The organism is Taibaiella chishuiensis, from assembly GCF_003014535.1.
In the GTDB taxonomy this organism is placed as follows: Bacteria; Bacteroidota; Bacteroidia; order Chitinophagales; family Chitinophagaceae; genus Taibaiella; species Taibaiella chishuiensis.
Genome location: NZ_PYGD01000001.1, coordinates 1,737,020 through 1,762,203, shown reverse-complemented (window position 1 = coordinate 1,762,203; position 25,184 = coordinate 1,737,020). Strand labels below are relative to the sequence as shown.

The following is a 25,184-nucleotide window of genomic DNA, read 5'->3' as shown; positions in this document are numbered from 1 at the left end:
TGTAAACTTTATATTAAACTTTTTTGCCCCATACTTTTATTCAGCCAGTCCGGATACTTTCGCAGATCATATCTTAGCTATGCAGGTACAAGAGATCGAACGGGTCGCCGATATCCGGGGAGATGCTTTTCGCAAACAATATCTGGTTCCGGGGAAACCAGTTATTATTGAAAACCTGGCCCCGCAATGGACGGCATTTACCAAATGGACCTGGGACTATTTTAAAGCAATAGCAGGCGATGCCGAAGTACCGGTGTACAACAATACAAGGGCCGGTGCCAAGGTACTGGTAAACGGCGGCGACGGTACCATGAAGTTTGGCGAATACCTGGATATGATCCGTAAAGGCCCCTCCGAATGGCGTATTTTTCTCTTCAACCTGTTTAAGCATGCCCCTTTCCTGAAGGAAGATTTTGAGTTCCCGGTACACCTGTTGCACGGCTTCCTGAAATCGTTTCCCATGCTGTTTGTAGGCGGCGCCGGATCGATCGCCCATATGCATTACGATATCGACCTGGCCCATATCTTCCACACCCAGTTCATTGGCCGTAAAAGAATATTGCTGCTGGCCAACGACCAGTCGCCGCTGATCTATAAAATGCCGGGCACCGTAGAAAGCGCTGCCAGCTTCGTAAACTGGACCGAAGGACTGGATACCGAAAACTTCCCGGCCCTGTCCTATGCGCAGGGTTATACGGCAGTACTGGGCCACGGCGACACGCTCTTTATGCCGAGCGGCTACTGGCACCATATGGAATACCTCGACAGCGGTTATGCCATGAGCCTGCGCGCCATGCCCGATACCATTACCGGCAAACTCAACGGCCTCTACCACCTGGTAGGCCTGCGCAATTTCAACAACATGCTGATCAGGCTAAGTCCGCAATGGTGGTACCGGTACAAACGCCGCGTGGCCCAGCATAAAGCAGCCAGCTATATGGCCGGCATGAAACCCTGAAACCCGCCGGCGCCGGTTAAAGTCTTACATTTGTAATACAGGGGATATCCCTGTAACTACCCGTTTTCTACAACTGAAGCCCGGCGGCGCAGATAGCGCCTATGCCGGTATAGCCACGATAGCCACCGATGATCACAGCCACCACACGCCTTTATTTCAGAACGATAAGCCCGACAGACCGCGACGCATTTTTCCGGATCTATTCCGATAAAGAAGCCATGCAATACCGGGGCAACGCGCCGCTGGCGACCCTCGAAGATGCCGACCGGATGATTGCAAAGACGCTCCGCGACTACGGCAGCAATGGCGAATGCCGGCTCGCTATCGTAGAAACCGCTTCGGACCAGCCTATCGGCTCATTCCTGTACAAAACCCTGAGCGAGACCAGTTGCGAGATCGGATATTCGATCGGCAGGGAATACTGGGGCCGCGGTTACGGGCTGGAAGCGGTACAGGCAATGCAGGCCTACCTGCGGCAAATGGGCTACCACGTCCTGCTAGCCACTACCAAAACAGAAAATACAGCCTCTTCACGGCTCTTACAAAAGGCGGGCTTCGATTTAGTGAGTGAAGACAAAGCTACAGGCCAGCTCTGGTTTGAGCTGGACCTGTAAACCAACAGTTATGAAAACGACCTTAGGGATCCTGCAACTACTTGCCTTAATGGTACTTATTTTTGGAACCATACCCGGCTTCGCCCAACCGGAGCTGGCGCAGCCCTTCCGCGATTGCCGCGTACAGGGCAGCATTACCCTCTACGATTACAAGACCGGCCACTGGACCTTCAGCGACAGCATAGATGCCGCCAGGGCTACCCAGCCGGCTTCTACCTTTAAGATCATCAACCTGCTGATCGCATTGGAATCAGGGGTGATCCGGGATGAACAGGAAGTGGTAAAATGGCCCGGGCATACCGATACCGTATTGTATGGCTACCGGCCGGATATTTATAAAGATATGACGGTGGCGGAAGCCTTCCGCGTATCGGCGGGCTGGGTGTTTATCGAACTGGCCAAACGGGTGGGCCGTAAACGTTACGCGTATTACCTCGACCGCAGCGGTTATGGCAATGGCAACCTGTCCGAAAAAGGTACCGACTTCTGGAACTTCGGTCCTTTCTGCATAACACCGGTCAACCAGATCCGGTTCCTGGTAAAGGTGTATGAAGGCAAGTCGCCTTTCTCCAGGCGCAACACCGGCATCCTGCGGAAAGTAATGCTTACCGAAAGTAACAGCAAGTACCAGGTTTGGTCGAAAACCGGCTGGACACGCATCGACGGCCGGGATATAGGCTGGTGGGTAGGCTATGTAGAAAGCGCGGGCCGTACCACCTTTTTCGCCACCCGGCTCTGTAAGCTGCGCAGCGAAAAAAATCCGGACTTTGGCGACTGCCGGAAAAGCATTACCCTGCAGGTATTGCGGCAATTACAGGTGATCGAATAGGCTTCGGGAAATAGGGGTGCATAGGATGGCCGGGGTGGTAAATTTTATACCGTAACTTTAAGGACCAACAGCAAATACACCAGGCATGACTACTGAAAAACCAGCAAGTGTAAGCGCCTATATCGCATCCTTCCCCAAAGAAGCACAACAGGCGATGCAACACATCCGTGCATTGATCCGGGCAGCTGTGCCCGCTGTAACCGAAAGCATCAGTTATGCCATGCCGGCCTTCCGGCTCGATGGCCGGCCCCTGGTTTATTTCGCAGCCTACAAACAACATATCGGCTTCTACCCTGCCCCTGTTGGCCATGCAGATTTTGCAGCCGACCTGGCCGGGTATAAAACAGGTAAAGGCTCGGTACAATTCCCGCTTAAGCGCCCGATGCCCGATGCGCTGATCCTGAAGATCCTGCAACACCGGCTACAGCTTGTTACAGCAACTCCCAATAAGAAAAACACATGAACCGGGCAGCGGCACGTTTGTAAGCCGCAACAGATCCGTACTTTTACTACCGATTCATGAAGATTTATTCCGCATTGCAGATCGGCGCCTACCATACCGATCATTGTGAAGACTACTTATATACAGGACATATCGGCAGCAGCCAAACCGTACTGGCCGTTATGGACGGCTGTACCATGGGAACCGACAGCTATTTTGCCGCCACGCTCGTGGGTAAGATCCTGCACAAACTCGTTACCGAAAAGGGATACAAACAACGCTACGAACCGGGTACAGACACCGCGCCTGAAGCCTGCCTGCGCGCCCTGCTCAAAGCCTTGTTCCGCGAATTGAACAGCATCCGCAACCAGCTCCTGCTGGATCGCAAAGAACTGCTGACTACCCTCGTTATCGCCGTTATCGACCCGGTCAAAAAACAGGGAGTCTGCCTGGCGGCCGGCGACGGACTGGTATGCATCAACGGGGTGCTGCACGAATTTGAGCAAGACAACAAGCCCGACTACCTGGGCTTCCACCTCGATGAAGACTTCGATACCTGGTACGATCAACAGCAACAGAAGATCCGGCTGGATGACATCCGCGACCTCAGCATAGCTACCGACGGCATCGGCACCTTTACACCGGTAAGACAAGCAACAGCTGCCCAGCCGGTCGACCCGGTAACTTTGCTGCTGGCAGATACTACAGGCGCTGCAAAAGAAGACATGCTTTACCTGCAGCTCAAAAAGCTGGAACATACCTGGGGCCTGGCCCCCACCGACGACCTGGCCATTATCCGCGTTATACTTTAAGCATGTTTTACCATGAACAACCTGCTCCGCTACCTTCAATCCTTAACCGACCTGTCGCCCGGCGACTGGGCACTGATGCATCCGGTACTTACACCGGTGGCTTTTAAAAAGGGCGCTCACCTCCTGCGCGAAGGCGAGGTATGCAATGCCTTGTTTTATATCGACCGGGGTTATTGCCGGAGCTATTATCTTAAAGACGGCCTGGAAAAGAATACGGCTTTCTATTTTGAAAACGATATCGCCACGAATATCCAGAGTTTTGGTACGGGTGAGCCCTCGGCCTATAACCTGGTAGCCGGTGAGCCGCTACAGGTCATTGCATTCGACAAGCAGGGCCTGGCCCGGGCAGCGCAGCAATCGGCGGGTATCGAAGCCCTGGGCCGCAAATGTATCCGCCTGTTTGCCAGCAGGCAGGAAGAACAGGCTAACCTGTTCCAGCTTTATACCGCCGGCGAAAGGTATGCCTGGCTGGAACAGCATCAGCCCGAAATGCTGCAACGGGTGTCGCTCAGCCAACTCGCTTCGTACCTGGGCGTTGCGCGGGAAACCCTGAGCCGGATCCGCAAACGCAGGATGTAACGCTGTTTCGTGACGATCGTCACAGGTTGATCCGGCCCTTGCGTACGAACTTTGTACGAACAAAAGCATATACGCAATGAAACAGCAACTCAGGAAAACGGATGCCACCACCAATGTGATCAACTGGTTTGAAATACCTGTAACCGATACGGCAAGGGCCAAACAATTTTACGAAACCCTGCTCGATCTTGATATGGAGACCCTGCACTTCCCCGAAAGCGGCGAAACGCTAACCTTCTTCCCTTTTAACCACGATGTGATCCAGGCTACTTCGGGCCGGGTAACCGGCGCCCTTACCCAATCGGCTACGGCACAGCCTTCGCTGCAGGGCACCCTGGTTTATCTTAATGCCAGTCCGTCGATACAAGCGGTACTGGACCGGGTTGTACCGGCGGGTGGTCAGATCATCTCCGGCCCTGTTTACATCAAGGCGGGTTTTATAGCAGTGATCAGCGATACCGAGGGCAACCGCATCGGCCTGCATGCCGAAGCATAAGCTTGAATGCCCATACAACGGTGACGCGCAGCAGCCTTAAGGGTTGCTGCGCTTTTTGCGTATCTTAGCTTACCTGCGACACCACAACAGCGGGTTACAACCTGACCATAAACAAAAAGACATGGGTATCTTCGACTTCCTGAAAAAGAAAACAACGCCATCGCCGGCTACAACCGATCAGCAACAGCCAACGCCTCCCCCTGCTGCCGCAAACCAGCAAGCGCCTGTTGCTTCACCCGCTGAAGAAGACCTGCAAAAGGCAAAAGCAGATTTCGAGGCGGGTAATTTCCAGGATGCCCTGCGGGCATCGGGCTGGGGCTTCCGTAAAGATGCGGACTACCTGCCGCTTTACGAAATAGCGGCACAATGCCTGGAAGCGCTGGAGGCGCCGGAGGAACAAGCCCTGTACGAAGCGGTGCTCCGTAATCCATCGGATGCCACCGCCTACCAGGAACTGGGCAATTACTATTTTAGCAACGGCATGTACGACCTGGCACAGCCCTTTTACGAGCGGTCGCTATTACTCGCTCCAGGTAATGCCGAAGCCCGGCATGACCTGGCGATCGCCTATGCACGGCGGTTCAACATGAACAAGGCGATCGAAGTATTGAGCGCAACAGCAGGCGCCTATGACTTCTGGGATCTTTATTTCCTGACCAAATGCAGGATCCTGAACCGGGAAACGGAAAATGCCCGGGATGCCACAAACGAACTCGTGGCATTTCTCGATGCACAACAGGAGCAGGACGACCTCGATATACCCCGGCAGAAAGTGGCTGAATTGCAAGAAATGTTGCAGCGCTGCAATACCCTATCCGAGGTACGCCACCATATCCGCGACTGGCAATTTATTCAATATGGCGGTATCATCCTCGACTATTTCGATGAAGAGGAAGAAGATGGTTTCGTGGCCGGGGGCCGTTATGTAGCCAGCTGGGGACAAGAGGAAACCCTGAAGCATATTGCCAGGAAGCTACAGGAATACACAACTAAATTAGGTATAAACGTACAAAGCATCGTTGCCTGCGACGACCGGGATTCGGAAATAACAGGACGCCTGCTGGCCCTTCAATACGGCCTGCCCTTCAGCTTGTACCAGGAGGAAGGGCAGTACGAAGATTGCCTGGTGGTGGCCGCAGATAGCAGGCACCTGTCCTACGAAGCATTTTCGACCATCCGTAACAACCAGGTTACTTTTGCCCTGAACCATAACTGGCTGGCGCCTTCGGGAGTTACACCCGACATTATCGGCTTTATGACCCAGAGTTACAGCTTTCCCTGGGAAGCAGGCTTCCGGATATCGGAAACCCGCGAAGGCGAAGTTGAAAAAACAGCAGCAGATCAACGCCCTGCCGAAGTAATTGCCGCCGGCATTTTTGCGATGGAACCCGAGCTCCTCGGCGCAAGCCCTAACCTTGAATTTTACCTGGCGCATAAGGACTACCTGAAGGGCATTGGCACAAAAACAAACGACAACCGTTATAACTTTACCATAGAAAGCCCGGTACCCGGTTCTTTCTTTGCCTGAGCACCGCATCCATGCTTATAGAACAATTCCAGCCGGCGCCTTTACTACAGCCTTATATCAGGCATTACCTGGTGATTGCCTGTGCACAGGAATCCGTCAACAGGATATTGCCCGGTAACGGCCTGACCCTGGTTTTCCGGTACCAGGGCGATGTAGGCGAACTGGGCGGTACACAGCCTGGCCTCCTGCCCCGCAACATGTTGTCCGGTATGCAAAAATCCGCCCGGCTGATCCGGTATGCCCCGGGTAGCGGCAATGTACTGGTATTATTCCGTGAGGCCGGAGCGGCTGCATTTTTCCGGCAACCGCTGCACGAACTGTTCGGCACCACCGCTTCACTGGATCATTTAATAACCCCAACAGCAGCAGATCACCTCAGCGAACAACTCGCAACAGCAGGCAGCAACAGTGAGCGTATTAGGGTTGTAGAAAGACTTTTAACCTCCAGGCTGCAATCGCCGGTAACCGACCCGCTGGTTGCAGAAGCTCTCGGCAGGATACAGGCAACCGAAGGCGCCTTAAAGATCAAAGCGCTGGCCGCCGCTTTGTATATCAGCCAGGATGCATTCGAGAAACGGTTTCGCAAAACCGTAGGCGCCTCGCCCAAGCAATACAGCGCCCTGGTACGGATGAATGCGCTGGTAAGCCGTGGCAATAAAGACAGGACCTTTACGGACATTGCCCTGGATGCGGGTTATGCCGATCAGCCGCATTTTAATAAAGACTTCAGAACCTTTACCGGTCAATCTCCTACCGACTTCTTCCTCGCGCCTCCGCGCTGGTAAATCAATGGTTTTATACAAGGCTATTGCCGGTTTCGTGTCGAATTTTGTACTGCTAAAACAGGAATAAAATGAAACACAAACTGTCGTTTACATTGCTCTGCCTGTCGCTTTCGGGCACAGGCGCAATGGCGCAAAACGGGCATAACCCGGTAGTTTTAAAAAATCAACAAACCATCGCGATGAAAACATTCAGCTTATTAGTAAGGGTGCCGGTAAGTTATACCACGGCACAGGCCAAAGCCGTTGGACCGGAATGGGACCAGGTGCTTGCCCAGTGGAAAGCAGCGGGCATTTATGTAACCAGCTTTGCTTTCCCCGGCACAAGTTATGTCGTAGCCGGACCGGAAAAGGAAGTGCGCCGGGAAACCGTGATCTGCGACAGCCTGAAGGTGGTCAGCAATATCGTATTGCAGGCTACAGATATGGAACAAGCCCTCCTGCAGGCCGGCGCCTGCCCGGTACTCGCTTATGGCGGCACCGTCGAAGTGCGGGAAATACCGCAGCCCCGCTTCAATACGACCGATTAGTACTTTACCGGACCTGGCATAAATGACACAAGCGATCCCCGATAGCGGATCGCTTGTGTTTTAAGTAAATGGTTATCGTATTAATGCAGCGGTGTATGCTTGTTATCCTCTGCAGATGCAGCCAGGTTGATTTCCGTATGGCTGCCATCGTCGGCGCCTTTGATTACGGGTAACAACTCAGGATGATCTTTCTTTTCGCGACTCAGCACCTTGTAGGTAATCAGGATACTGACCAGCATACAACAGGCGCCGATCAGGAAGTGAATACCCGGGAAATAAAATGGCGCTTTGTCCGTGGTAAAGTAGGAGAACGTGCTGTTCATGATCAATGGTCCTACGATGGTGGTCAGGCTCATAAGCCCGGTTAACGCGCCCTGCAGCTCGCCTTGCTGGTTGGCTGGCACATGACCGGATATAACTGATTGCAGCGACGGACCGCAGATACCCCCCAGGCAATAAGGTACCAGGAAGGCAAACATCATCCAACTTTGCGAGGCAAATGCAAACAGTACCAGGCCCAGGGTGTACAGCGACAGGCCCAGGTAAATACTCTTCTCATTGCCGATCTTCGGGTTGACCACGCGCGTCAAACCCGCTTGTACAGCGCCTACCAACACACCTACAACTGCCAGCGAGATACCTACCATTTTCTCACTCCAGTTAAACCGGTAGATCGTAAAGAAGTTCCAGTTGCCCTGTACCGCCTGGGCGCCCAGGTAGATCAGGAAAAAGCTGGCGGCCAGTCCGCCGATTTCCGGGTGGCGGGTCAGGAACTTCAGCGCGCCGAAGGGGTTGGCCCGCTTCCAGTCGAAGGGACGGCGATTTTCCTTGCTTAAAGATTCGGGCAGGAAGAAATAACCGTACAGGCAGTTGAGCAGGCATAAGGCTGCAGCCGCATAAAATGGTGCACGGATACCCCAGGTGGCCAGGAGTGCGCCCAGTGCAGGTCCCAGTACAAAACCCAGGCCGAAGGCCGCCCCGATCATGCCGAAGTTTTTAGCCCGGGTGGTTTCGTCGGTGCTCACATCGGCAATATAGGCGGTTGCCGTGGTAAAGCTGGCGCCGGTAATGCCGGCGATAACCCGGCCTATAAACAGCCAGCCATAAGCGGGCGCCAGGGCCAGGATAATGTAGTCGATGCCGAAACCCAGCAGCGACAACAACAGTACGGGCCTACGGCCAAACTTATCGCTCAGGTTGCCGATTACCGGCGCAAACAGGAATTGCGTAATGGCAAATACAGACAGCAGGATGGCCCCATATGGACTGGCCTGGTTGACCGGTATTTTTTTGAGTTGCGCGATCAGGTCGGCCATCACCGGGATGATAAGCCCCCAGCCCATGACATCGATCAGCAGGGTGACAAAAATAAATCCGATTGCGGCTTTCTTAGGTGTGTTCATATAGTTGGTTTAGAGAAAACAGTTTAAAGACCTTTCCTTACGAGATGCAAGTTTCCAAATTATCCCGGGATCGCCGGGGTGCAGATGCGACAATTTAAAGGGGAGAACAGACAAGCCGACCGGCAATACGAAACCGTAGGATATTATGTATCAGGAAGCAGGCATTTCATCCCTTGTGCAAGGCGCTGGTTATTTGACCAGGTAGATATACCATTTATTACCCGCGCCACTGGTGAACACATAGTCAATGCCATCGAGCTTATGCGCATAGGGCCTGAAGCGGGTTTGTACGCTGCCGATCCCGCAGCGTTCGTTTTGTTCCCAGGTATAATCCTTTTCAAGTTGTCTTATGCCGGTAAGCTCGAATACCCTGCCTGCCTCGGGTAAAGAAATTCTATAATCGACCTGGGTCGCCGTCTGGAAAAACCCATCCTTATTGGAGTTATATACAGTATCACCTTCAAAATAACCGGCCGAAGCGTCCAGCGTATCCTGCCCGATAAGAGCGCTGAAATTGCTGCCGGCGGCATAGCGCCCGACGACAACCGTCTTTAATGCCGCGGCTGAGAAGCCCGAGAAGACAACAGATCCGGGAAAGTAGGTATAAGAATGGCCACAGATGTAGCGCTCCTTTTTACATCCGGTAAATACCAACAATCCGGCAACAGAAAAAATAAAGACGTTTTTGATCCGGGTACGCATGAGCGGGTCTGTTTCAGCCGTCAAATATATTTTTTTTCGCGATCACATAAAAATATCTCTGTAAAAATCAAAAAGGATGGCTTCCCGGCCATCCTTTTTTCTTCAAAACAAATCGTGCCCTTTTCAGGCCAACGACCTGCGGTACAACTGGTAAAAGAAAAGCGGCAGGAAAATGAGGTGCGGCAATACAAGGCCAAGCAGTAACAGGACCGTGGTCCGGGCAAATGGCCGGGTAAGCATCATCGCAACTACAAAATTCCGCTGCCTGGTGATATAAAGCCATCGATGTGCCTTATCTTGTTTTCGTTTATAAAAAAACACTTTTCGTCCCAGGCCGCCCGCGAGGCTGCCGGAACATACAGAATTTCGTACCATGTTAGCCTGGATTTACAAACATCGCATCAGGATCATCCTGAACCTTATTGCCTGGGGTCTTATCCTGAATGCCTCTTATCACAATATGCTCCGCTACCAGCCGGAACCCGGTATGGAACGGGCCTTTCTGTGGCATGCCGCCCTGTACAACCTGCTCTTTATATCGGCCAGCAGCATCAATACCTTCTGGCTTATGCCGGCCTATTTCGTTACCCGGCGCTACCGCGTGTACTTCCCGGCATTGCTGGCTCTTGTGGTAACATCCACCATGGTTGTGAGCCGGTACAATGTATGGATCCTGCAACATTTCAAAGATGTTACCGATGGCGATCTCTCCTCCATAGCGGTCAGTATGCGGGGCCGGCATATGAGCTGGAGCGATTACTACCTGAATGTGTTCCCGGCTATTTTCCTGGTGTTGCTTATGTTCTCTATCGGTTTCCTGATGCAGCAGTACTTCCGTGTGCGGGTACAGCAGGAGGCCATCGGCAGGCAGCAAATGGCTTCGGAGCTGAGCCTGCTTAAATCGCAGGTAAACCCGCATTTCCTGTTTAATGTACTCAACAGTATTTATGCCCTATCGCTTAAAAAATCGGACCAGACACCGGCCGTGGTACTGCAGCTCTCCGATATCCTGCGTTATATGCTTTACGAGACGAAGCAGGAGAAAGTGCCGCTGGCGAAAGAACTGGAAATGATAGAGAATTACCTGGATATCGAACGAATAAGAATAGAGCAACACCAGCAAATCACACTTAACGTGGTTACCGACTCTGAAGCCTGTGTGATCGCGCCTATGCTGCTGTTACCCTTTGTTGAAAACACGGTCAAACACGGCATCGACTCGATGAGCGAGCATGCCTTTGCCCATATCGATATCGAGGTAAAGCAGGGCGTATTGCGGTTTTACAGCCGCAACAACTTCAAGACCGGCGGCCCCGAAAGGGCCGGCGGTATAGGCCTGGAGAATGTACGCAAAAGGTTGGCGCTGCTCTACCCCGGCAAGCATGAGCTGGACATCCGCAATGAAAACACTATTTTTACCGTAACCCTAAATTTAATCCTGAACTGATGAAATGCCTGATCGTTGATGATGAAATGCTGGCCAGGGAAGTGATCCAATCTTACATCCAGCAGGTAGATACCCTGCAGCTGGCCGGCTCCTGCAGCAATGCCATACAGGCTTTTGCAGCACTGAACCGGGAGCCCGTAGACCTGATGTTCCTGGACATAAAAATGCCGGAGATGACGGGCCTTGAATTTCTCCGCACCTTAAAACATCCGCCTAAAGTGATCCTGACCACCGCCTACCACGAATACGCCCTGGAAGGTTTTGAACTGGATGTGGTCGACTACCTGCTGAAACCGATTTCCTTTAAGCGTTTCCTGAAGGCAATCGACAAGGTAAAACCTGAACAGGCTGCAAGCGGCGTCCACCGCGATGACGGCGGACAGGCCGATGCCTTTTATGTGCGTAGCGACCGGAAGCTGGTGAAGATCAATCCCAGGGAAATCATTTATGTAGAAGCGCTCAAAAACTATCTCTGTATCTGCACCACAAGCCAGAAAATTATTATTCACAGTACCCTGGTATACCTCGAAGAACAACTCCGCCGGTTTCCGTTCATACACCGGGTACACAAGTCCTTCCTGGTCAATAAAGACTTTATCAACGAGATCGATAATGGTATCCTGAAAATGAGTTCCGGGCACGAGATCCCGCTGGGCGGCCTGTTCAGGGATCCCTTCCTCGAAGCCATGCGCATCCTGTAGGTCCTTATTTCTCGATGATGATACCGCCTTTCATCGAACGGAGAAAATCATCTTTTTTCCGCTGGGAGACAAGCACTTCTTTCTTATCGCTCATCAGTATAATGCCGCCCCTGCCGCGCTGGTATTGCTCTACATGCGACAGGTTAACCAGGTGCCGGTGATGTACGCGTACAAACCCATACTCTTTCAGTATGGTTTCGTAGGCGCCCAGGGTCTTGCAGACGATCATCGGTTTACGGCCCGTAAAATGGAAAAGAGTATAACTGCCTTCCGCCTCGCAGCGGATAATATCGGTAACCGGCATATACACAAACCCGTTGTTTGTGGGCAGCTCTATTTTTACCGGGGTAGCCGGTAACTGCCGTGCCGCCAGCAGCTCGTCAAAGCGCCGGGCTACCTGTTGCTGCTCTACAGCCTGTTGGGCCCGGCCTACTGCCAGCATCAGCTCCGTTATATTGAGCGGTTTAAGAATATAGTCCAGGGCCTGCTGTTTAATGGCCTGCAGGGCATATTCATCATAAGCGGTTACGAAGATCGTCTGGAACTCAGGCCGGGATATCCTTTCAAAAAGCACGAAGCCATTCTCGTGCGGCATATTGATATCGAGAAAAACCAGGTCGGGATGATACAGGTTGATAGCGGTCACGGCAGTGGCTACAGAGGCTGCCTCCGCTACGATCTGCACACCGGGACAGTAGCGGGTAAGGAAGTGCCGCAATGCGTCGCGGCTATCCTGTTCATCATCGACTAATAAAGTTTTCAGCATGGCTGCACGTTTTTTCTTAAGGGCACAAGCAGGGAGATCAGCGTGCCGTGGTCCCCGGTTTGTACTGCATCTTTTTCCGTTACGTTCAGTACGATCCGGATATCATACATCCGGCATATCGTATCGATACGCTCCCGGTTTATTTTCATCCCCAGCGAATTATGTTGCATCGGTTTGCCGGCGGCCGAAGCCTTCATGCCCACACCGTTGTCGTCCACTTCGCACAGCAGGTTGTCGCCCAGCAGGGCAAACCGGACCAGCAATACACCTTTCCGGTCGCTAAGATAACGCAGTCCGTGATTAATCGCGTTCTCTACATAAGGCTGGATAAGCATGGCCGGCACCGCTACTTCGGTAGGATTGATACCTGGTCCGACAACGATCTCAAAAGTAAAAAGTTGTTTAAAACGCATCTGCTCGAGTTCGATATACGTACGCAACATGGCTATTTCTTCGCTCAGCGCCAACCAGTGCGATTGCGAATGGGTAAGTGTAAGCCGGATAAACCGGGCAAAAGAGGTCATATAGTGATTGGCCTTCAGCTCGTCGTTCTGGCTATAATACGACTGGATGGCATTAAGCGCGTTGAAGATAAAGTGCGGGTTGATCTGTGCCCGCAACGCTTTCATCTCGAGCTCGGCCAGCTGCTGGCGGCTCTGGGCAAGGGCTGCAGCCCTCCGTTTTATTTTCCGGATACGGGCCCTGTATAGCAGGATGGTTGTAAACAGTACCGCCAGGGCAACAGCTGCGAGAAAATCGCCCCGCATCCAGAACGGTGGTAATATCCGGAAAGCCAGGCGCACAGGTCGTTCCGTCCAGTTGCTACCTGTACTGCGTGCCCACAGGTAGAGTTCGTAAATGCCCGGGCTGAGTGCGCTGAAGTTAATCGTCCGCTCGCTGGTATACAAAGTGTCTTTAGTACCCCCGTTCAGCAGGTAACGGTACTGCAGGTCGGCTACGGTGGTAAAACAAACGCCGGTATAACTCACCTGTACGTTTCTTTCCTGGTAGCTGAATTCCCGTATCACGTTTTTTTCCGGTTCGGTGAATACCCGGTTATTGATCGCTTCGATATAGAGTCGCGGTGGTTTGGTCGCAGCAGTATCGCGGCTGTCCAGGATCACGATGCCATCGTCGGTTGCCAGGTATAGTTTCCCGTCCCGTTCGCGCAGGTCGTTGATTTTATTCCCGGATACGGGTCCGTAAAGGGGAAAGTGGTTGATGGAAAATCGGCCGTTACCCACGGGCCGGAGCCGGTCAAGACCATCTTCGGAGCAAAGCCAGATGCAGCCATCGCCGGCGGTAAACATTTTTTTACAATTGTTGCTGCTCAGGCCGCTGTTCCGGTCCAGGTGCAGGGGCAACTGTCGTGGATCTTTAACAATAAACAAGCCGGCACTGCTGGTACCTACGAGCACATAACCGTCGGGACTCAATGCCATACAGGTTACGCGGTTCTGGTTCAGTACGGGGTCTGGCCCGTATACATACTGGTGGTTGTTCTTGCTATAGGTCAGCCCCGAGGTGCGGCCCTGCCATATTATACCCGCGGCATCCATTTCGATCGCGGTAATCTTGCCGCATTCAATACGATTCAGGACACCGGTAACCGTATTCAGTACCGACATGCCTCCTATATAACCCGAATAGAAAAAAGGGGGCCGCCATATTCCTCCTTTACAGGAAAACAGGTCGAGCGACAAGGATGCCGCGTTCTGTCTCCAATCGGAACGGTACAGGCCCTGATCTCCGCCGAAAATAAAATGCCCGGGTTCCAGCTCGCGTATAAACAGGATGCGGTTGGCCGTGCCTGCCCTTACCCCCGAACGGAACGCGATTTTGCCCTTCCGGATCAGGCTGATATTCCCGGCGTCGTCGCCTGCCAGCAGGCCGTCGTCCGAAGCAAGTTCCAGCGACAGTATTTTATTCTTTATAAGGCCCGACTGCTCATTCACAATCCGCCCCCCATTTACCGGCCGGCAGTATACCCCGTCGTTCAGGGTACCCAACCAGAAATTGCCGTCCTTGTCCAGCTGCATTTTATTAGCCCTGATATGCCGGGGGAACATCGTATCCCGTTTGAAGACGCCCGAAGGAATGTGATAATCATATAAACTGCTGTCTGTAGAACAAAGCAGGCGGTCGTCGTCGACGCGGATCATCTGGTGAATGACGGCCGGCGCCGTTACCACCTTACGCCGGCTTACCGTATCCCGGCCTATATCCCATTGTTCCAGCAGCAGTTCCTGCAGGGTGTTCTGGAACAGGAACAGGTCCCGTCCGTCGTAATAAGACTCGGGTATCAGGCTCTTCGAAACCTTATAAACCTTGCCGGTAGTCAGGTTGACCAGGTCTACCTGTACCACCATATACTCCGCATCGTGCTTCCGGAAATAGTTAACACGCCCGTCGCGGACAACGTCCCTGGGCCATAAACGCAGGTAGGGCGGCTCGTCCAGCAGTTCGCCTATCCGCTCGCCGGCAAGACAATAATTGCCACTGCGCGCCTGGAACAATTCGTCGTAGTGAATACCTGCCTGCTCTACACTCCGGCACAGGGCGTCGTTGGCCGCGGTATACACCTTCCCGTTCTTCAGGTAACAGGCCTTTTCGTTGTAGGAGATGAGCCAGTAGCGGTGTGCGCCGTCTTCCCGGATGCGGAATACCTCGGTATCGGGCAAGCCGTCCTTGATCGAAAAGTTACGGAACTCGCTACCGTCAAAGCGGCTTACGCCCTGGTCGGTACAGAACCAGATAAAGCCTTTGCTGTCCTGGTACACATCGTAGATCACATTACTCGGCAACCCATCCTGCAGGGTATAGTGCCGCAGCAGCGGGTATTGGCCCGCGGCGGAAAAGCCCGCGAACAGCAGGCTCAGCAACACATAAACGAATCTCAGGAACAAGACAATGGTAATATTATGCCGGCAAGATAAACAAAAAGAGAAAGGCGAAACGGCAGGGCATATTTGCCCGTAAGCGGGTTGTGCAGCTAGCTGCACAACCAACGCAGTTATACCTCGAAAATGCGCCGATGCTAAATACCATTTTTTTATCTGCCCGGGATAAAGCATTTTCGGCAGCGATAAAATAACCACTATACCCCAAACCCGGGCAGGTCTCCCGGGAACAATGCATCATTACAGACCTCCATCATCAGCGAAATACCCCGGCGCCTGCCGGGGTTAATTTTTTTGCGGCCTTTTCAACAAACCTTATTCGGACGTTTAAACAAAGTCACCCGTTTACAGGCGCCCTACTTTTGCCCTGTACAAAACAAAAAAAAATGAACCTGAATAATGACCAGGGAGCCCTGCAACAAGCCTTAGGCTCCGGCTTCAATGCCACCTCCACAACAACCGATGTGATCCGCGGGATCGACCTCAGCGGCAAAACGGCTATCGTAACCGGCGGCAATACGGGCATCGGCCTGGAAACCGTAAAAACACTGGCGGCAGCAGGCACCAGGGTAATCGTGCCCGCCCGCGACCTGGCCAAAGCCACGCAGAACCTGCAAGGTATTACCCGGGCCGAAGCGGCGCCCCTGGACCTGATGGACCCCATATCGATAGATGCCTTTGCCCGTCAATTCCTTGATTCCGGCAGCCCGTTGCACCTGCTGATCAATAATGCCGGTATTATGTGGGTGCCGTTGCGCAGGGACAGCAGGGGCATTGAATCGCAACTGGCAACCAATTACCTGGCTGCATTCCAGCTGACCGCCCGCCTGTGGCCGGCGCTAAAAAAGGCACAACAGGCAAGGGTAGTCAATGTATCCTCACTGGGACACCAGTTTGCCCCTTTTAATTTCGACGATCCCAATTTCCAACACCGACCCTATGCAACACTGGAAGGGTATGGCCAATCCAAGACAGCGCTCAACCTCTTTACCCTGGCCCTTGACGAGCGGGCCAGGACTTACGGGGTGCGCAGTTATGCCCTACATCCCGGCGCTATAAACGGCACGGAACTTGCCCGGGAAGCCCCGTTGGAACTGTTTCAGCAATTGGGCTACTACGATGCCGAAGGCAAACTGACACCGGAAAAAGCAGCGTCTCTGAAAACCATAGCCCAGGGCGCAGCCACCACCGTTTGGTGTGCCACGAGCCCTATGCTCGACAGGATTGGGGGCGTATACTGCGAGGACGCCGACATAGCACCGCTGGCAGCGGAGCGCCTGGTACAACAGGGCGTAACCGCCGATAGCCTCGATAAAAACGATGCACGCCGCTTATGGCAATGGAGCGAGCAGGCGACCGGTATCCGTTTCCCGGTAAATTAAGCGATAGCAGGTACCGCGGCACGGGCGCAACTTGTGCCGCTTCTTTATAATTTTGCAGGACACCGGCTTATAAAACAGGGTACGATGGAATACAAAGCCAAATACATTACAGCAGACATCAAACTTTCCTGTTATGAGGATAAGTTTTTCAAATCCGATATTGTGTTTGATCACCATATGCTGATCTGGTTCCTGTCGGGTACTACGAAAATCGTACAGGCCGATGCAACTTATATCTTTAAAGCAGGCGATATCTTCCTGATACCGCGCAACCAACTGGCTACGATCATCAATTACCCTGCTGATGGACTACCCCATAAAACGGTAGTGATGCATTTATCGGCAGAACGCCTGCGCACTTATTACAGCAAGCTGGATGTTAATCCGGCGCCGCTCCCCTCGCCCGGTATTCTTTGTTACAACAAACACCCCTTGCTCGAGAGTTGCCTGGCCTCGCTTATTCCTTATTTCGATATGGATGTATTGCCCGAAGATATTGCCGCCCTGAAGATCGCCGAGGCCATCAGCATCCTGAGAGCGATCGATAAAAAAACAGATCGGGTCCTGGCCAATTTCGAAACGCCCGGTAAAATAGACCTGGCTGACTACATGGAAAGGAACTTTATGTTTAACCTGCCCCTGGAACGCTTTGGTTACCTGACCGGCCGCAGTCTTACTACATTTAAACGCGACTTTAAAAAAGCCTTCGATATGACACCGCAACGGTGGCTTACCCGCAAACGCCTGGAGCTCGCGCATTACCAACTGACCACGCAAAAGCACAAGCCGCTGGATGTATGTTATGAAGTAGGCTTCGAGAACCTTTCGCACTTCTCGCATGCGTTTAAAAAATACTTTGGCTATCCGCCCAGTAACTTGCCCCGCGCCCTGTAGTACAGCATACCACACGACCAACCCGCTTATGGACTTTACCGACATTACCTATTTACGACAAGGCAACACCCGCCAGCAACAAGCCTATGCAGCGCTGACCGAATTCCGGATCATGGAACAGCTCCAGGGCTTTACACCAGTGCTGGCCGGCACCATCCCCCTGGCTATCGATATAAGCGGAAGCGATCTCGACATCCTCTGTTGCTTTAGCGATGCAACGCGGTTTACAACGGTAGTTACCGCACGTTTCGGTCAGGAAGCGCATTTCAAGATCCGTACCAGGCAGCTTCCGGAAGGCACGGCAATTATTGCAGGTTTTATATGCGGCGGTTTCGAAATCGAAGTTTTTGGTCAGCAGCTTGCGGTAACACAACAGCAGGGGTACCGGCATATGCTTGCCGAATACCGGTTATTACTGGCCTTCGGGCCGGCACTCCGGCAACAGGTTATTGATCTAAAAAACCAGGGATATAAAACAGAACCCGCATTTGCACGGGCCTTAGGGCTTCCAGGCGATCCCTACCGGGAACTGCTGCGCCCCGACATTGTTGCCGTGGCACAACAACTCGCCGGCCAACGGTAGGCCCGGATATCGAACGCGATTAACAGTTATCCTATTTACCTGTTGAGGACCGCGTGGCGATGTTATGTTTTGCGACCGCTTACTGATCCTGCCGCAATACCCGGGCGTGGATGGTATTAAAAAACTCGGGCGTAAGCCCCAGGAACGTAGCAATATGTTTTTGCGGTACCCGCCCGGCCAGCTCCGGGAATTGTTCTCGGAACAGTTTATACCGCTCCTGCCCGTTCACCGACAACATGCGCAGACTGCGGAGATGATTGGCGATAAGGGCCTGCTGGTAAGCCTTCCGAAAAAAACGCTCCATGGCAGGCACCCGTATCATAAAAGCCTCCAGGTCATCCTGGCGGATACCGATTACCTCCGAATCCTCGAGGGCTGCAATGGTGCAATGCGCCGGCTTACCGGTAGTGCGACTGTACAGGTCGGATATCCACCAGTCCTCTACGGCAAAGTACAGGTTATGCTCCGTGCCTTTACCATCGGTATAATAGGTTCTGAGACAACCTGTATGCACATAATATTCGTAGCTGCAAACCTCTCCCTCCCGCAACAGGAGCTGCTTCCGCTTTACGGTCTTCAGCAGCAACAGCCCGCACAGTTCCTCCTCCTCCATTGGCGTAAGGACCGTATACCGTTTTATATTGGCCAGGAAATTTGAGAAAGGCTTATTCATAAAACAACTACAGGCTTTGAACAGCTGATAACTTGCAAAGTTCCGATCCGGGCGCTATTCAAAAAACTAAGATACCTTAATTTTTTTTCCGGTTACCCGCCACGAATTTTGTGCCTGTCAATATCATTCATGGAAGCAGTAACAACAGGACGCGCCGGCTTTGAACTACTGGGCCGGCAGTACCCGCCCGCAGCAGGCGTAAGCTTTGAACACCTGGTCCTGGCCGGGGTGCCATGCACCTGGGTAAGACCCGGGAAGACCCTAACGGAAGAAGTGATCGTCTATATCCACGGTGGCGCTTTTATTTACGGATCCCTGGAATCGCATGCCCCGATGGTAAGCCATATCGCATCGGCGCTGGAACGCAATATCCTGCTTATCGGGTACCGGTTGGCGCCCGAGCATCCCTTTCCTGCAGGTATCGATGACGGCATTGCAGTAATCAACGCGCTGAGGACCACATACCCGGCAATCCGCTTCGGTATGATCGGCGATAGTGCGGGCGGTAATCTCAGTATAGCCATACAACTCCAACTCAGGGAGCTTGGTGGTACCCGGCCCTGCTACAGCATCCTGGTATCGCCCTGGGTAGATCTGACCTGTACAAACGCGAGTTATAACACCAACCAGGATAAAGATATTATGCTAAACCGACCCTACCTGGAATGGGCTGCAGGATTATATGCCGGCACCACCCCATTGAATACCGCGCTGCTTTCGCCGGTCTATGCGTCGCTCGAAGGTCTTGCCCCGGTACAGATTCTTTACGGCACCGCCGAGATACTGGCAGGCGACAGCATACAACTATACCAAAGGCTGGTTGCTGCCGGCGTCAAAGCCGAACTGCTCGCATTTGAAGCCGAGCAACATGTATGGCCATTTATGGACATCGATACAAGGGCCGCGCAACAGGCATTACAGGCCATGCACACGTTTGCCGGCGAACATCAAAGCACCACGCAGGAAGCCCTGTAAATTATCAACCAGGCTATTTATTTTTCATGAAACATAAGATTATAAGGGCCCTGGCGGGTATGGAAGGCGCGGGCAAAAAATTGCTGCGGGTTGCTGTAGCCATTATATTCCTGTGGATCGGCGGGCTCAAATTCTTTAACTATGAAGCCGACGGTATCGTACCCTTTGTAGCCAACAGCCCTTTTATGTCGTTCTTCTACAATCATCCCGCCGGTTACAAAACGCATATGAACAAGGAAGGCGAGCTCATTGCCGGCAACCACAGCTGGCATGAGCAAAACAATACCTATGGCTTTTCGAAAGGCCTGGGTATATTCCTGGTCATCCTGGGTTTGGCGCCGCTTATGTATACAGTAACGCCGGTATGGAGTATGATCGGCACGGCATTCATCTTTTTGATGACGCTGGGCACCTTGTCCTTCCTGGTTACCACACCGGAAAGCTGGGTACCGGCTTTGGGCGACAAGGATACGGGATTCCCTTTTCTCTCGGGCCGGGGCAGGCTCGTACTTAAAGACGCTGCGCTGCTCGGGGCTGCGCTGGTGCTGCTCAGCGATACGGCAAAGTATTACCTGCAACGCCTGAAGCCTCAAGCCGTCTAGCCACTTATTCCGGCATCTTGCCCCGGAGGCCGGGAGTTTTATTATTTTTGCCTGTCTTAACCCCAGCTGATGAAGAAAAGCAGTATGCTCATCCTGTTGCTCGTTGCTACGGGCATTGCCCTTATCGTAGCGCTGTTCGGAAAGATCAGCACCTACGCAACATTTACCTCAGCCAGGCAAAGCCCGGGTAGCTCTTTCCAGGTGATCGGCATATTGGATACCCTGCAACCCGCGCATTTCGATACTGCCGTGCCGGACCATTTTATCTTTACGGCCCGCGATAAAAATGGCACCTCGTGTAAGGTAGTGCTGCAGGGACCGCCACCTGCCGAATTTGCAAAGTCAAAGCAATTGGTCATTACCGGCTATATACAACAGGAGTTTTTTTATTGCAACCAGGTAAGGATACGCGGGTAATACCGGAGCAGCAACACCAGGAATATCAAGCACGATAAACATGCCCGATTATTTAAAGGAAATATTGACGCAGTCCGGCTTTCGCAACTATGTTGTGAATAGCAAAGAGGTTCCGGAAAACGGCCTGGTCTTCTGCTATCCTTCATGGAGCAGTAGTTATATGATCTTAAAGTCTTTTTTAAAACACCTGGAAGAGCGCGACCCGGGCAGCCCGCTTTATATCTATGATATCGATACCGCGGCCTACCAATTGTTTGCACAACGGTATAACTTTATAAGTCATGGCAGGGGAGAGCTTGTTTACTTAAGAGACGGTAGTATTGTTGCTGCCATCGAAAGATACAAGGGCAATGTGGACGATGAGATAAGTATGTTTTTAAAAGCAGTCACACAGCAATAACGCTTAGGAGCATAATTACCGATAGATACGCAGAGGTATTTAAAACACGGGTGCTTCGTTAAGGCTATACGCCCCGGCCCATGCTACTTTCCCGCAGGTTATTTACCGATAATTTTTATCCGGTGTTTCGTGCCCCGGTCCGACAGATGATGGATCACGGTCTTCAACGCCAGCCCATATTCGGCAACGCTATATTCGACCGTTACCGCTCAGCCAGTAGCTTATACAATATCGCAAGCTCCACCGGCTTTACCAGTAACTCGTCGAAACCCGCCTCCCGGGCTTGTTCCCGGTCCCCCTGCTGGCCATAACCCGTCAGTGCGAAGATCGTTACGTCTTTACCCCCGGGCTGTTCACGCAGGATCTTACAGGTAGCAAAACCATCCAGGTCGGGCATGCTGATATCCAGCAGGATAACATCGGGCCGCATACGCCGGAACGCGTCAATACCCCTCGCGCCGCTATTACAGGTATGCGCACCGTATCCTCTCCGTTCCAGCAACATCCTAAGTGTGTGTGCAGCATCTGCATTGTCGTCGATTATCAGTATAGATGCTGTTGCCTTGCCGCTGCTCCCGGTTGCTTCCGGCTGCCGGTGGAGGGCATCAACCTTCTCCGTAATTGGAAGGATAACGAGAAAGGTGCTGCCTTTACCCGGTCCGGCGCTTTGTGCTTCTACCTGTCCCCCATGCAGGAGCACAAGTTGTTTTACAAGGGTCAGACCCAATCCTAACCCGCTGTTGGGCCTTGCCAGCGCATTATCCGCCTGGGCAAACATGTCGAAAATGGAGAGCAACTGATCCTCTGCAAGACCGATGCCATTGTCCTGTACCTGTAAAACGGCTTCGGATTTACCCGCCCCGTTAACTCTTTGCTGTAGGGTCAACCATACGCAACCACCTGCTCCTGTATAGCGAAGGCCATTCGTCAGCAGGTTCGTCACAACCTGTATCAACCGGGCAGCATCACCATCCAGCCATAGCGCAGCAGCCGGAAGCCCTACTTCTAAGGCCCGCCCTTCGTGTTGGAATGCCTCTTTTACTGATGACACCGCCTGTGCCACCAGTTCCGTTAAGTCGGTTGGTTCCTTACGCAACGTTATCTTACCATGGCTGATACGGTTAACATCCAGCAGGTCGTCTACCATGCGCATCAGGTGTTGTGTCTGGCGGCCCAGCATCTCCCATATCGCATGATCCGCCGGTCCGGCTGCCGCTTCACCCTCCTGCTGCACCGGGGCCAACAACTGTAAACCGTTGTAAATAGCCGCCATTGGGTTACGCAGTTCATGGGCCAGCATAGCGAGGAAAGCATCTTTATGCCTATTCGCCTGCCGTAGGGCCTCTTCGGCCCGGGCGCGCTCTATACGGGGGAATACGCGGTCGGCAATGGCACGGACAAGTTCCGTTTCGTCGCTGCGCCAATCGCGTGGCGCAGCTTCAGATACAGAAATAAAACCGGCCCAGCGTTTATCGTGATGAAAAGGAATGGTAAGCCAGGCGCCGGTGCGTAGCCGTTCCCATGCGCCTGCAGGTACCTTTCCGTCCGTAGCAGTATCACGGATGGCAACCGCTTCGCCTAGCTTGCAGGCCTGTATAAATTCCGTTGTGGCGTAAGCTTCCAGGGTATAGGTATGCTGCTCCATCAGCCCCGGCAGCGGCGATTTGCTCCAGGCCATAAGCACAGAGACGGTTGCGCATGATTCATCTATATCCCCGAAAACACAAAGATCAACCTGCATGTAGGCGCCCAGACGTTCGCCTACCATTTTTATAATGTCGCCCGGAAGGGTAAGCCTGGCCAACTCCTGGTCTATTTCTTCAAGGAAAGCGTTGTCCGATTCCCTGCGCCTGCGTTCTGTAATATCATGGAACATGACGCAAACCTGGTTTTCCGCTGCCGCATCGACACGGAACGCATATACCTCGTAATAAAACCCGATGGCTGCTGCTACATTTTCGAACCGCTCCGGTATACCTGTACGCGCAATACGCCCATAAATCTCGAACCAGTGTGCTTCGTGCGCCGGGGCAAACTCGCGTATGGTTTTGCCTATAACGTCTCGTAAGCCGGTATGTCTTTCAAATGCGGCATTCGCTTCCAGGAAGCGGTAATCATAGGGATGGTCCGTTTTATCAAACAGGACTTCGATAATACAGAAGCCGGTATCGATAGAGTTGAACAGGTTCCGGTATTTCTCTTCAGATACCCGTAGACGTGCCGCTACACTATTACGTTCCAAAGCGGCCCAGCTTCTTTCAGCCGCTTCCCGGGCCAGAACTATCTCATGCGCGGTCCACCGTCGGGGCTGGCTTTGAATTACACAGAGCATACCCGCAACCCCGCCCGCTTTGAACACCGGGATATGGAGCAAAGAACCAATATCAGCCCCGGCGCACAACTGCCGTAAGGATTCATCCACCCGGTCATCGCTGTTCACATCATGCACGATAAAGGGAAGCCCCTCGTCTATAATGGCCTGGAGCCTGCTATAGCCGTTTAGCGCATAAACGCCTGCCACGGAGTGCAGGCCGTCCCTGCATGCATCCTGCCGGATAAGGGCGCCGGTAGCGGTCAGTTCACAAAAAAAGCAACGGTCCGCCCCGAAGTAGTTCAACGAAAACTGCGCTACAAATGCCCGGATTGCTCCGGCGTCTGACAGGTCGCGCAAGGCATCGCTCAGGTTAAGTGCAAAATCGGCCCGTTCTTTGTGTTGCAGCAGCACTTCTTCTGCTTTTTTACGCTCGGTTATATCTGCAAACACTACCAGGAACTGGCGCTGGTCGGCATCGCCGGCCGGCGATGCATAGGCCGAATACCATCGTCCCGTTGCCCCATTGTAATTTTCCACGCGCAGTGGTTCGCCCGTTTTTATTACCCGGTCATAAGCCTCAAGCCAATAACTTTCCGAATCGGGAGCAACCTCGCTGCCCAGTTTGCCTACGATATCGTAAAGCCCCGTCTGCCGTTCAAAGGCAGCGTTTACTTCCAGGAAACGCCAGTCCATTACGTTCCCGGCCTCATCGTATATCAGTTCGCTGATATGAAAGCCCTCATCGATGGAATTAAAAAGGGCCTGGTATTTTTCTTCTGTCTGTTTCAAAAAAAAATTATTTCAGTGGTGTTTATCCGGCGGCGACCTGCCTGGCGATGAGAACCATAACTTCGGGGATACAAAAAAGTTCAATAACAACCGGCGATGTACATCTGGATGCCTCAGGCAGGATAGACGGCCTGAAAGGCAGCCCGGTATGCCTTACCAGGCAAGCGTTCCGCTAAGTAAGCCGCTCTCTTCGTTTAAAGGAGCGGCCGGTTAACGGCGGCTTACCCGTAACTTATTTACCGATAATTTTTATCCGGTGTTTCGTGCCCCAGTCCGACAAATGATTGATCACCGTCTTCAGTTCCCGCCCGTATTCGGTAAGGGTATATTCGACCGTTACCGGCTGCGTATCCAGCACCATGCGTTTGACGAGCTGGTTCATTTCAAGATCCTTCAGCTCTTTGCTCAGCATCTTGTTGGATATGCCATTGATATCGCCCAGGATATCGGAAAAACGCCTTTTCCCGTGGTAGCATAATACCCCGATAATGGATATCTTCCATTTACCGTTCAGCAGATCCATAGCATCGTGCACCGCCATGATATGCTTTTTGCATTCCTCGTTTGCAAATTTAAGTTTCGCCATAAGTTACCAGGTTACCCAAAAGTTACTGTTACTTTTTGTTACCAGGTATCAAAAATAAACAATTGCATCCTAATTTTGCC

The 25,184-nt window shown here is 52.6% G+C and carries 27 protein-coding genes; 19 read left to right on the top strand and 8 right to left on the bottom strand.

What is annotated here, in order from left to right:
- Nucleotides 1-79: 79 nt before the first annotated feature.
- The 10 genes from B0I18_RS07415 to B0I18_RS07370 all read left to right on the top strand — a co-directional run bounded on the left by B0I18_RS07415 (nt 80) and on the right by B0I18_RS07370 (nt 7,570).
- A complete protein-coding gene (locus B0I18_RS07415; RefSeq protein ID WP_106521991.1) occupies nt 80-958 on the top strand; it encodes a cupin-like domain-containing protein in 879 nt (292 codons plus the stop codon).
- A gap of 128 nt (nt 959-1,086) precedes the next feature.
- A complete protein-coding gene (locus B0I18_RS07410) occupies nt 1,087-1,572 on the top strand; it encodes a GNAT family N-acetyltransferase (RefSeq protein WP_106521990.1) in 486 nt (161 codons plus the stop codon).
- 10 nt (nt 1,573-1,582) lie between these two features.
- Complete coding sequence (locus B0I18_RS07405; protein ID WP_219905917.1) at nt 1,583-2,401, top strand: penicillin-binding transpeptidase domain-containing protein; 819 nt, start codon at nt 1,583-1,585, stop codon at nt 2,399-2,401.
- Between the two features lie 85 nt (nt 2,402-2,486).
- The gene (locus B0I18_RS07400; protein ID WP_106521988.1) at nt 2,487-2,864 is read left to right on the top strand and encodes an iron chaperone; all 378 of its coding nucleotides are present in this window, start codon (nt 2,487-2,489) and stop codon (nt 2,862-2,864) included.
- A 56-nt stretch (nt 2,865-2,920) separates the two neighbouring features.
- Nucleotides 2,921-3,655: a protein phosphatase 2C domain-containing protein gene (locus tag B0I18_RS07395; protein WP_106521987.1), complete on the top strand. Its 735-nt coding sequence runs from the start codon at nt 2,921-2,923 to the stop codon at nt 3,653-3,655.
- A 12-nt stretch (nt 3,656-3,667) separates the two neighbouring features.
- Nucleotides 3,668-4,234, top strand: a complete 567-nt coding sequence (locus tag B0I18_RS07390) for a Crp/Fnr family transcriptional regulator (RefSeq protein ID WP_106521986.1) — start codon at nt 3,668-3,670, stop codon at nt 4,232-4,234.
- Nucleotides 4,235-4,310: 76 nt separating this feature from the next.
- The gene (locus B0I18_RS07385; protein WP_106521985.1) at nt 4,311-4,730 is read left to right on the top strand and encodes a VOC family protein; all 420 of its coding nucleotides are present in this window, start codon (nt 4,311-4,313) and stop codon (nt 4,728-4,730) included.
- A 121-nt stretch (nt 4,731-4,851) separates the two neighbouring features.
- Nucleotides 4,852-6,258, top strand: a complete 1,407-nt coding sequence (locus B0I18_RS07380) for a tetratricopeptide repeat protein (protein WP_106521984.1) — start codon at nt 4,852-4,854, stop codon at nt 6,256-6,258.
- Between the two features lie 11 nt (nt 6,259-6,269).
- Nucleotides 6,270-7,043, top strand: a complete 774-nt coding sequence (locus B0I18_RS07375; protein WP_106521983.1) for a helix-turn-helix domain-containing protein — start codon at nt 6,270-6,272, stop codon at nt 7,041-7,043.
- A 68-nt stretch (nt 7,044-7,111) separates the two neighbouring features.
- A complete protein-coding gene (locus tag B0I18_RS07370) occupies nt 7,112-7,570 on the top strand; it encodes a YciI family protein (protein WP_106521982.1) in 459 nt (152 codons plus the stop codon).
- An 80-nt stretch (nt 7,571-7,650) separates the two neighbouring features.
- Here the strand turns inward: B0I18_RS07370 and B0I18_RS07365 are convergent, their stop codons facing one another.
- The 3 genes from B0I18_RS07365 to B0I18_RS07355 all read right to left on the bottom strand — a co-directional run bounded on the left by B0I18_RS07365 (nt 7,651) and on the right by B0I18_RS07355 (nt 10,050).
- On the bottom strand, nt 7,651-8,973 hold the full coding sequence (locus B0I18_RS07365; RefSeq protein WP_106521981.1) for a TCR/Tet family MFS transporter: 1,323 nt from the start codon (nt 8,971-8,973) through the stop codon (nt 7,651-7,653).
- A gap of 189 nt (nt 8,974-9,162) precedes the next feature.
- Nucleotides 9,163-9,699, bottom strand: coding sequence for a hypothetical protein (locus tag B0I18_RS07360; protein WP_146146679.1), 537 nt, complete (start codon nt 9,697-9,699; stop codon nt 9,163-9,165).
- Nucleotides 9,700-9,798: 99 nt separating this feature from the next.
- The gene (locus B0I18_RS07355; RefSeq protein ID WP_106521979.1) at nt 9,799-10,050 is read right to left on the bottom strand and encodes a hypothetical protein; all 252 of its coding nucleotides are present in this window, start codon (nt 10,048-10,050) and stop codon (nt 9,799-9,801) included.
- Between B0I18_RS07355 and B0I18_RS07350 the strand changes: the two genes are divergently transcribed.
- The gene (locus tag B0I18_RS07350) at nt 10,049-11,122 is read left to right on the top strand and encodes a sensor histidine kinase (RefSeq protein WP_106521978.1); all 1,074 of its coding nucleotides are present in this window, start codon (nt 10,049-10,051) and stop codon (nt 11,120-11,122) included. The two genes, B0I18_RS07355 and B0I18_RS07350, sit on opposite strands and share 2 nt — an antisense overlap.
- Nucleotides 11,122-11,823, top strand: a complete 702-nt coding sequence (locus B0I18_RS07345) for a LytR/AlgR family response regulator transcription factor (protein ID WP_106521977.1) — start codon at nt 11,122-11,124, stop codon at nt 11,821-11,823. Before B0I18_RS07350 ends, B0I18_RS07345 begins: the two co-directional genes overlap by 1 nt.
- A 4-nt stretch (nt 11,824-11,827) precedes the next feature.
- On the opposite strand, the gene B0I18_RS07340 is transcribed toward B0I18_RS07345, so the two are convergent.
- Entirely contained in the window at nt 11,828-12,589 is a 762-nt protein-coding gene (locus B0I18_RS07340; RefSeq protein ID WP_106521976.1) for a LytR/AlgR family response regulator transcription factor, read from the bottom strand.
- Nucleotides 12,583-15,495, bottom strand: a complete 2,913-nt coding sequence (locus tag B0I18_RS07335) for a sensor histidine kinase (protein WP_181358364.1) — start codon at nt 15,493-15,495, stop codon at nt 12,583-12,585. The genes B0I18_RS07340 and B0I18_RS07335 overlap by 7 nt, the downstream gene beginning before the upstream one ends.
- A 380-nt stretch (nt 15,496-15,875) precedes the next feature.
- Here B0I18_RS07335 and B0I18_RS07330 point away from each other — a divergent pair, with 380 nt between their 5' ends.
- The 3 genes from B0I18_RS07330 to B0I18_RS07320 all read left to right on the top strand — a co-directional run bounded on the left by B0I18_RS07330 (nt 15,876) and on the right by B0I18_RS07320 (nt 18,348).
- Entirely contained in the window at nt 15,876-16,871 is a 996-nt protein-coding gene (locus B0I18_RS07330; protein ID WP_106521974.1) for an SDR family NAD(P)-dependent oxidoreductase, read from the top strand.
- Between the two features lie 84 nt (nt 16,872-16,955).
- A complete protein-coding gene (locus B0I18_RS07325) occupies nt 16,956-17,765 on the top strand; it encodes a helix-turn-helix domain-containing protein (protein ID WP_106521973.1) in 810 nt (269 codons plus the stop codon).
- Nucleotides 17,728-18,348 (top strand): DUF4269 domain-containing protein, encoded by a 621-nt coding sequence (locus B0I18_RS07320; RefSeq protein ID WP_245882066.1) that lies wholly within the window; start codon nt 17,728-17,730, stop codon nt 18,346-18,348. The genes B0I18_RS07325 and B0I18_RS07320 overlap by 38 nt, the downstream gene beginning before the upstream one ends.
- Before the next feature lie 79 nt (nt 18,349-18,427).
- Here B0I18_RS07320 and B0I18_RS07315 read toward each other — a convergent pair whose 3' ends face one another.
- Entirely contained in the window at nt 18,428-19,021 is a 594-nt protein-coding gene (locus B0I18_RS07315; RefSeq protein ID WP_106521971.1) for a Crp/Fnr family transcriptional regulator, read from the bottom strand.
- Nucleotides 19,022-19,150: 129 nt separating this feature from the next.
- Between B0I18_RS07315 and B0I18_RS07310 the strand changes: the two genes are divergently transcribed.
- The 4 genes from B0I18_RS07310 (at nt 19,151) to B0I18_RS07295 (ending at nt 21,415) form a co-directional block, all read left to right on the top strand.
- Nucleotides 19,151-19,996: an alpha/beta hydrolase gene (locus B0I18_RS07310; protein ID WP_106521970.1), complete on the top strand. Its 846-nt coding sequence runs from the start codon at nt 19,151-19,153 to the stop codon at nt 19,994-19,996.
- Nucleotides 19,997-20,022: 26 nt separating this feature from the next.
- A complete protein-coding gene (locus tag B0I18_RS07305) occupies nt 20,023-20,598 on the top strand; it encodes a DUF417 family protein (RefSeq protein WP_106521969.1) in 576 nt (191 codons plus the stop codon).
- 69 nt (nt 20,599-20,667) lie between these two features.
- Nucleotides 20,668-21,015, top strand: coding sequence for a cytochrome c maturation protein CcmE domain-containing protein (locus B0I18_RS07300; protein ID WP_106521968.1), 348 nt, complete (start codon nt 20,668-20,670; stop codon nt 21,013-21,015).
- 40 nt (nt 21,016-21,055) lie between these two features.
- Nucleotides 21,056-21,415, top strand: coding sequence for a hypothetical protein (locus B0I18_RS07295; protein WP_106521967.1), 360 nt, complete (start codon nt 21,056-21,058; stop codon nt 21,413-21,415).
- Nucleotides 21,416-21,617: 202 nt separating this feature from the next.
- Here the strand turns inward: B0I18_RS07295 and B0I18_RS07290 are convergent, their stop codons facing one another.
- Nucleotides 21,618-24,518 carry an ATP-binding protein gene (locus B0I18_RS07290; protein WP_106521966.1) on the bottom strand — a complete coding sequence of 967 codons (2,901 nt, stop codon included), beginning with the start codon at nt 24,516-24,518 and terminating at the stop codon, nt 21,618-21,620.
- A 232-nt stretch (nt 24,519-24,750) separates the two neighbouring features.
- On the bottom strand, nt 24,751-25,104 hold the full coding sequence (locus B0I18_RS07285; protein ID WP_106521965.1) for a winged helix-turn-helix transcriptional regulator: 354 nt from the start codon (nt 25,102-25,104) through the stop codon (nt 24,751-24,753).
- Nucleotides 25,105-25,184 lie beyond the last annotated feature (80 nt).

Coding starts and splice junctions, on each gene's coding strand:
- B0I18_RS07415 (WP_106521991.1), top strand. CDS start 80: ATGCAGGTACAAGAGATCGAACGGGTCGCCGATATCCGGGGAGATGCT.
- B0I18_RS07410 (WP_106521990.1), top strand. CDS start 1,087: ATGATCACAGCCACCACACGCCTTTATTTCAGAACGATAAGCCCGACA.
- B0I18_RS07405 (WP_219905917.1), top strand. CDS start 1,583: ATGAAAACGACCTTAGGGATCCTGCAACTACTTGCCTTAATGGTACTT.
- B0I18_RS07400 (WP_106521988.1), top strand. CDS start 2,487: ATGACTACTGAAAAACCAGCAAGTGTAAGCGCCTATATCGCATCCTTC.
- B0I18_RS07395 (WP_106521987.1), top strand. CDS start 2,921: ATGAAGATTTATTCCGCATTGCAGATCGGCGCCTACCATACCGATCAT.
- B0I18_RS07390 (WP_106521986.1), top strand. CDS start 3,668: ATGAACAACCTGCTCCGCTACCTTCAATCCTTAACCGACCTGTCGCCC.
- B0I18_RS07385 (WP_106521985.1), top strand. CDS start 4,311: ATGAAACAGCAACTCAGGAAAACGGATGCCACCACCAATGTGATCAAC.
- B0I18_RS07380 (WP_106521984.1), top strand. CDS start 4,852: ATGGGTATCTTCGACTTCCTGAAAAAGAAAACAACGCCATCGCCGGCT.
- B0I18_RS07375 (WP_106521983.1), top strand. CDS start 6,270: ATGCTTATAGAACAATTCCAGCCGGCGCCTTTACTACAGCCTTATATC.
- B0I18_RS07370 (WP_106521982.1), top strand. CDS start 7,112: ATGAAACACAAACTGTCGTTTACATTGCTCTGCCTGTCGCTTTCGGGC.
- B0I18_RS07365 (WP_106521981.1), bottom strand. CDS start 8,973: ATGAACACACCTAAGAAAGCCGCAATCGGATTTATTTTTGTCACCCTG.
- B0I18_RS07350 (WP_106521978.1), top strand. CDS start 10,049: ATGTTAGCCTGGATTTACAAACATCGCATCAGGATCATCCTGAACCTT.
- B0I18_RS07355 (WP_106521979.1), bottom strand. CDS start 10,050: ATGGTACGAAATTCTGTATGTTCCGGCAGCCTCGCGGGCGGCCTGGGA.
- B0I18_RS07345 (WP_106521977.1), top strand. CDS start 11,122: ATGAAATGCCTGATCGTTGATGATGAAATGCTGGCCAGGGAAGTGATC.
- B0I18_RS07340 (WP_106521976.1), bottom strand. CDS start 12,589: ATGCTGAAAACTTTATTAGTCGATGATGAACAGGATAGCCGCGACGCA.
- B0I18_RS07330 (WP_106521974.1), top strand. CDS start 15,876: ATGAACCTGAATAATGACCAGGGAGCCCTGCAACAAGCCTTAGGCTCC.
- B0I18_RS07325 (WP_106521973.1), top strand. CDS start 16,956: ATGGAATACAAAGCCAAATACATTACAGCAGACATCAAACTTTCCTGT.
- B0I18_RS07315 (WP_106521971.1), bottom strand. CDS start 19,021: ATGAATAAGCCTTTCTCAAATTTCCTGGCCAATATAAAACGGTATACG.
- B0I18_RS07310 (WP_106521970.1), top strand. CDS start 19,151: ATGGAAGCAGTAACAACAGGACGCGCCGGCTTTGAACTACTGGGCCGG.
- B0I18_RS07305 (WP_106521969.1), top strand. CDS start 20,023: ATGAAACATAAGATTATAAGGGCCCTGGCGGGTATGGAAGGCGCGGGC.
- B0I18_RS07300 (WP_106521968.1), top strand. CDS start 20,668: ATGAAGAAAAGCAGTATGCTCATCCTGTTGCTCGTTGCTACGGGCATT.
- B0I18_RS07295 (WP_106521967.1), top strand. CDS start 21,056: ATGCCCGATTATTTAAAGGAAATATTGACGCAGTCCGGCTTTCGCAAC.
- B0I18_RS07285 (WP_106521965.1), bottom strand. CDS start 25,104: ATGGCGAAACTTAAATTTGCAAACGAGGAATGCAAAAAGCATATCATG.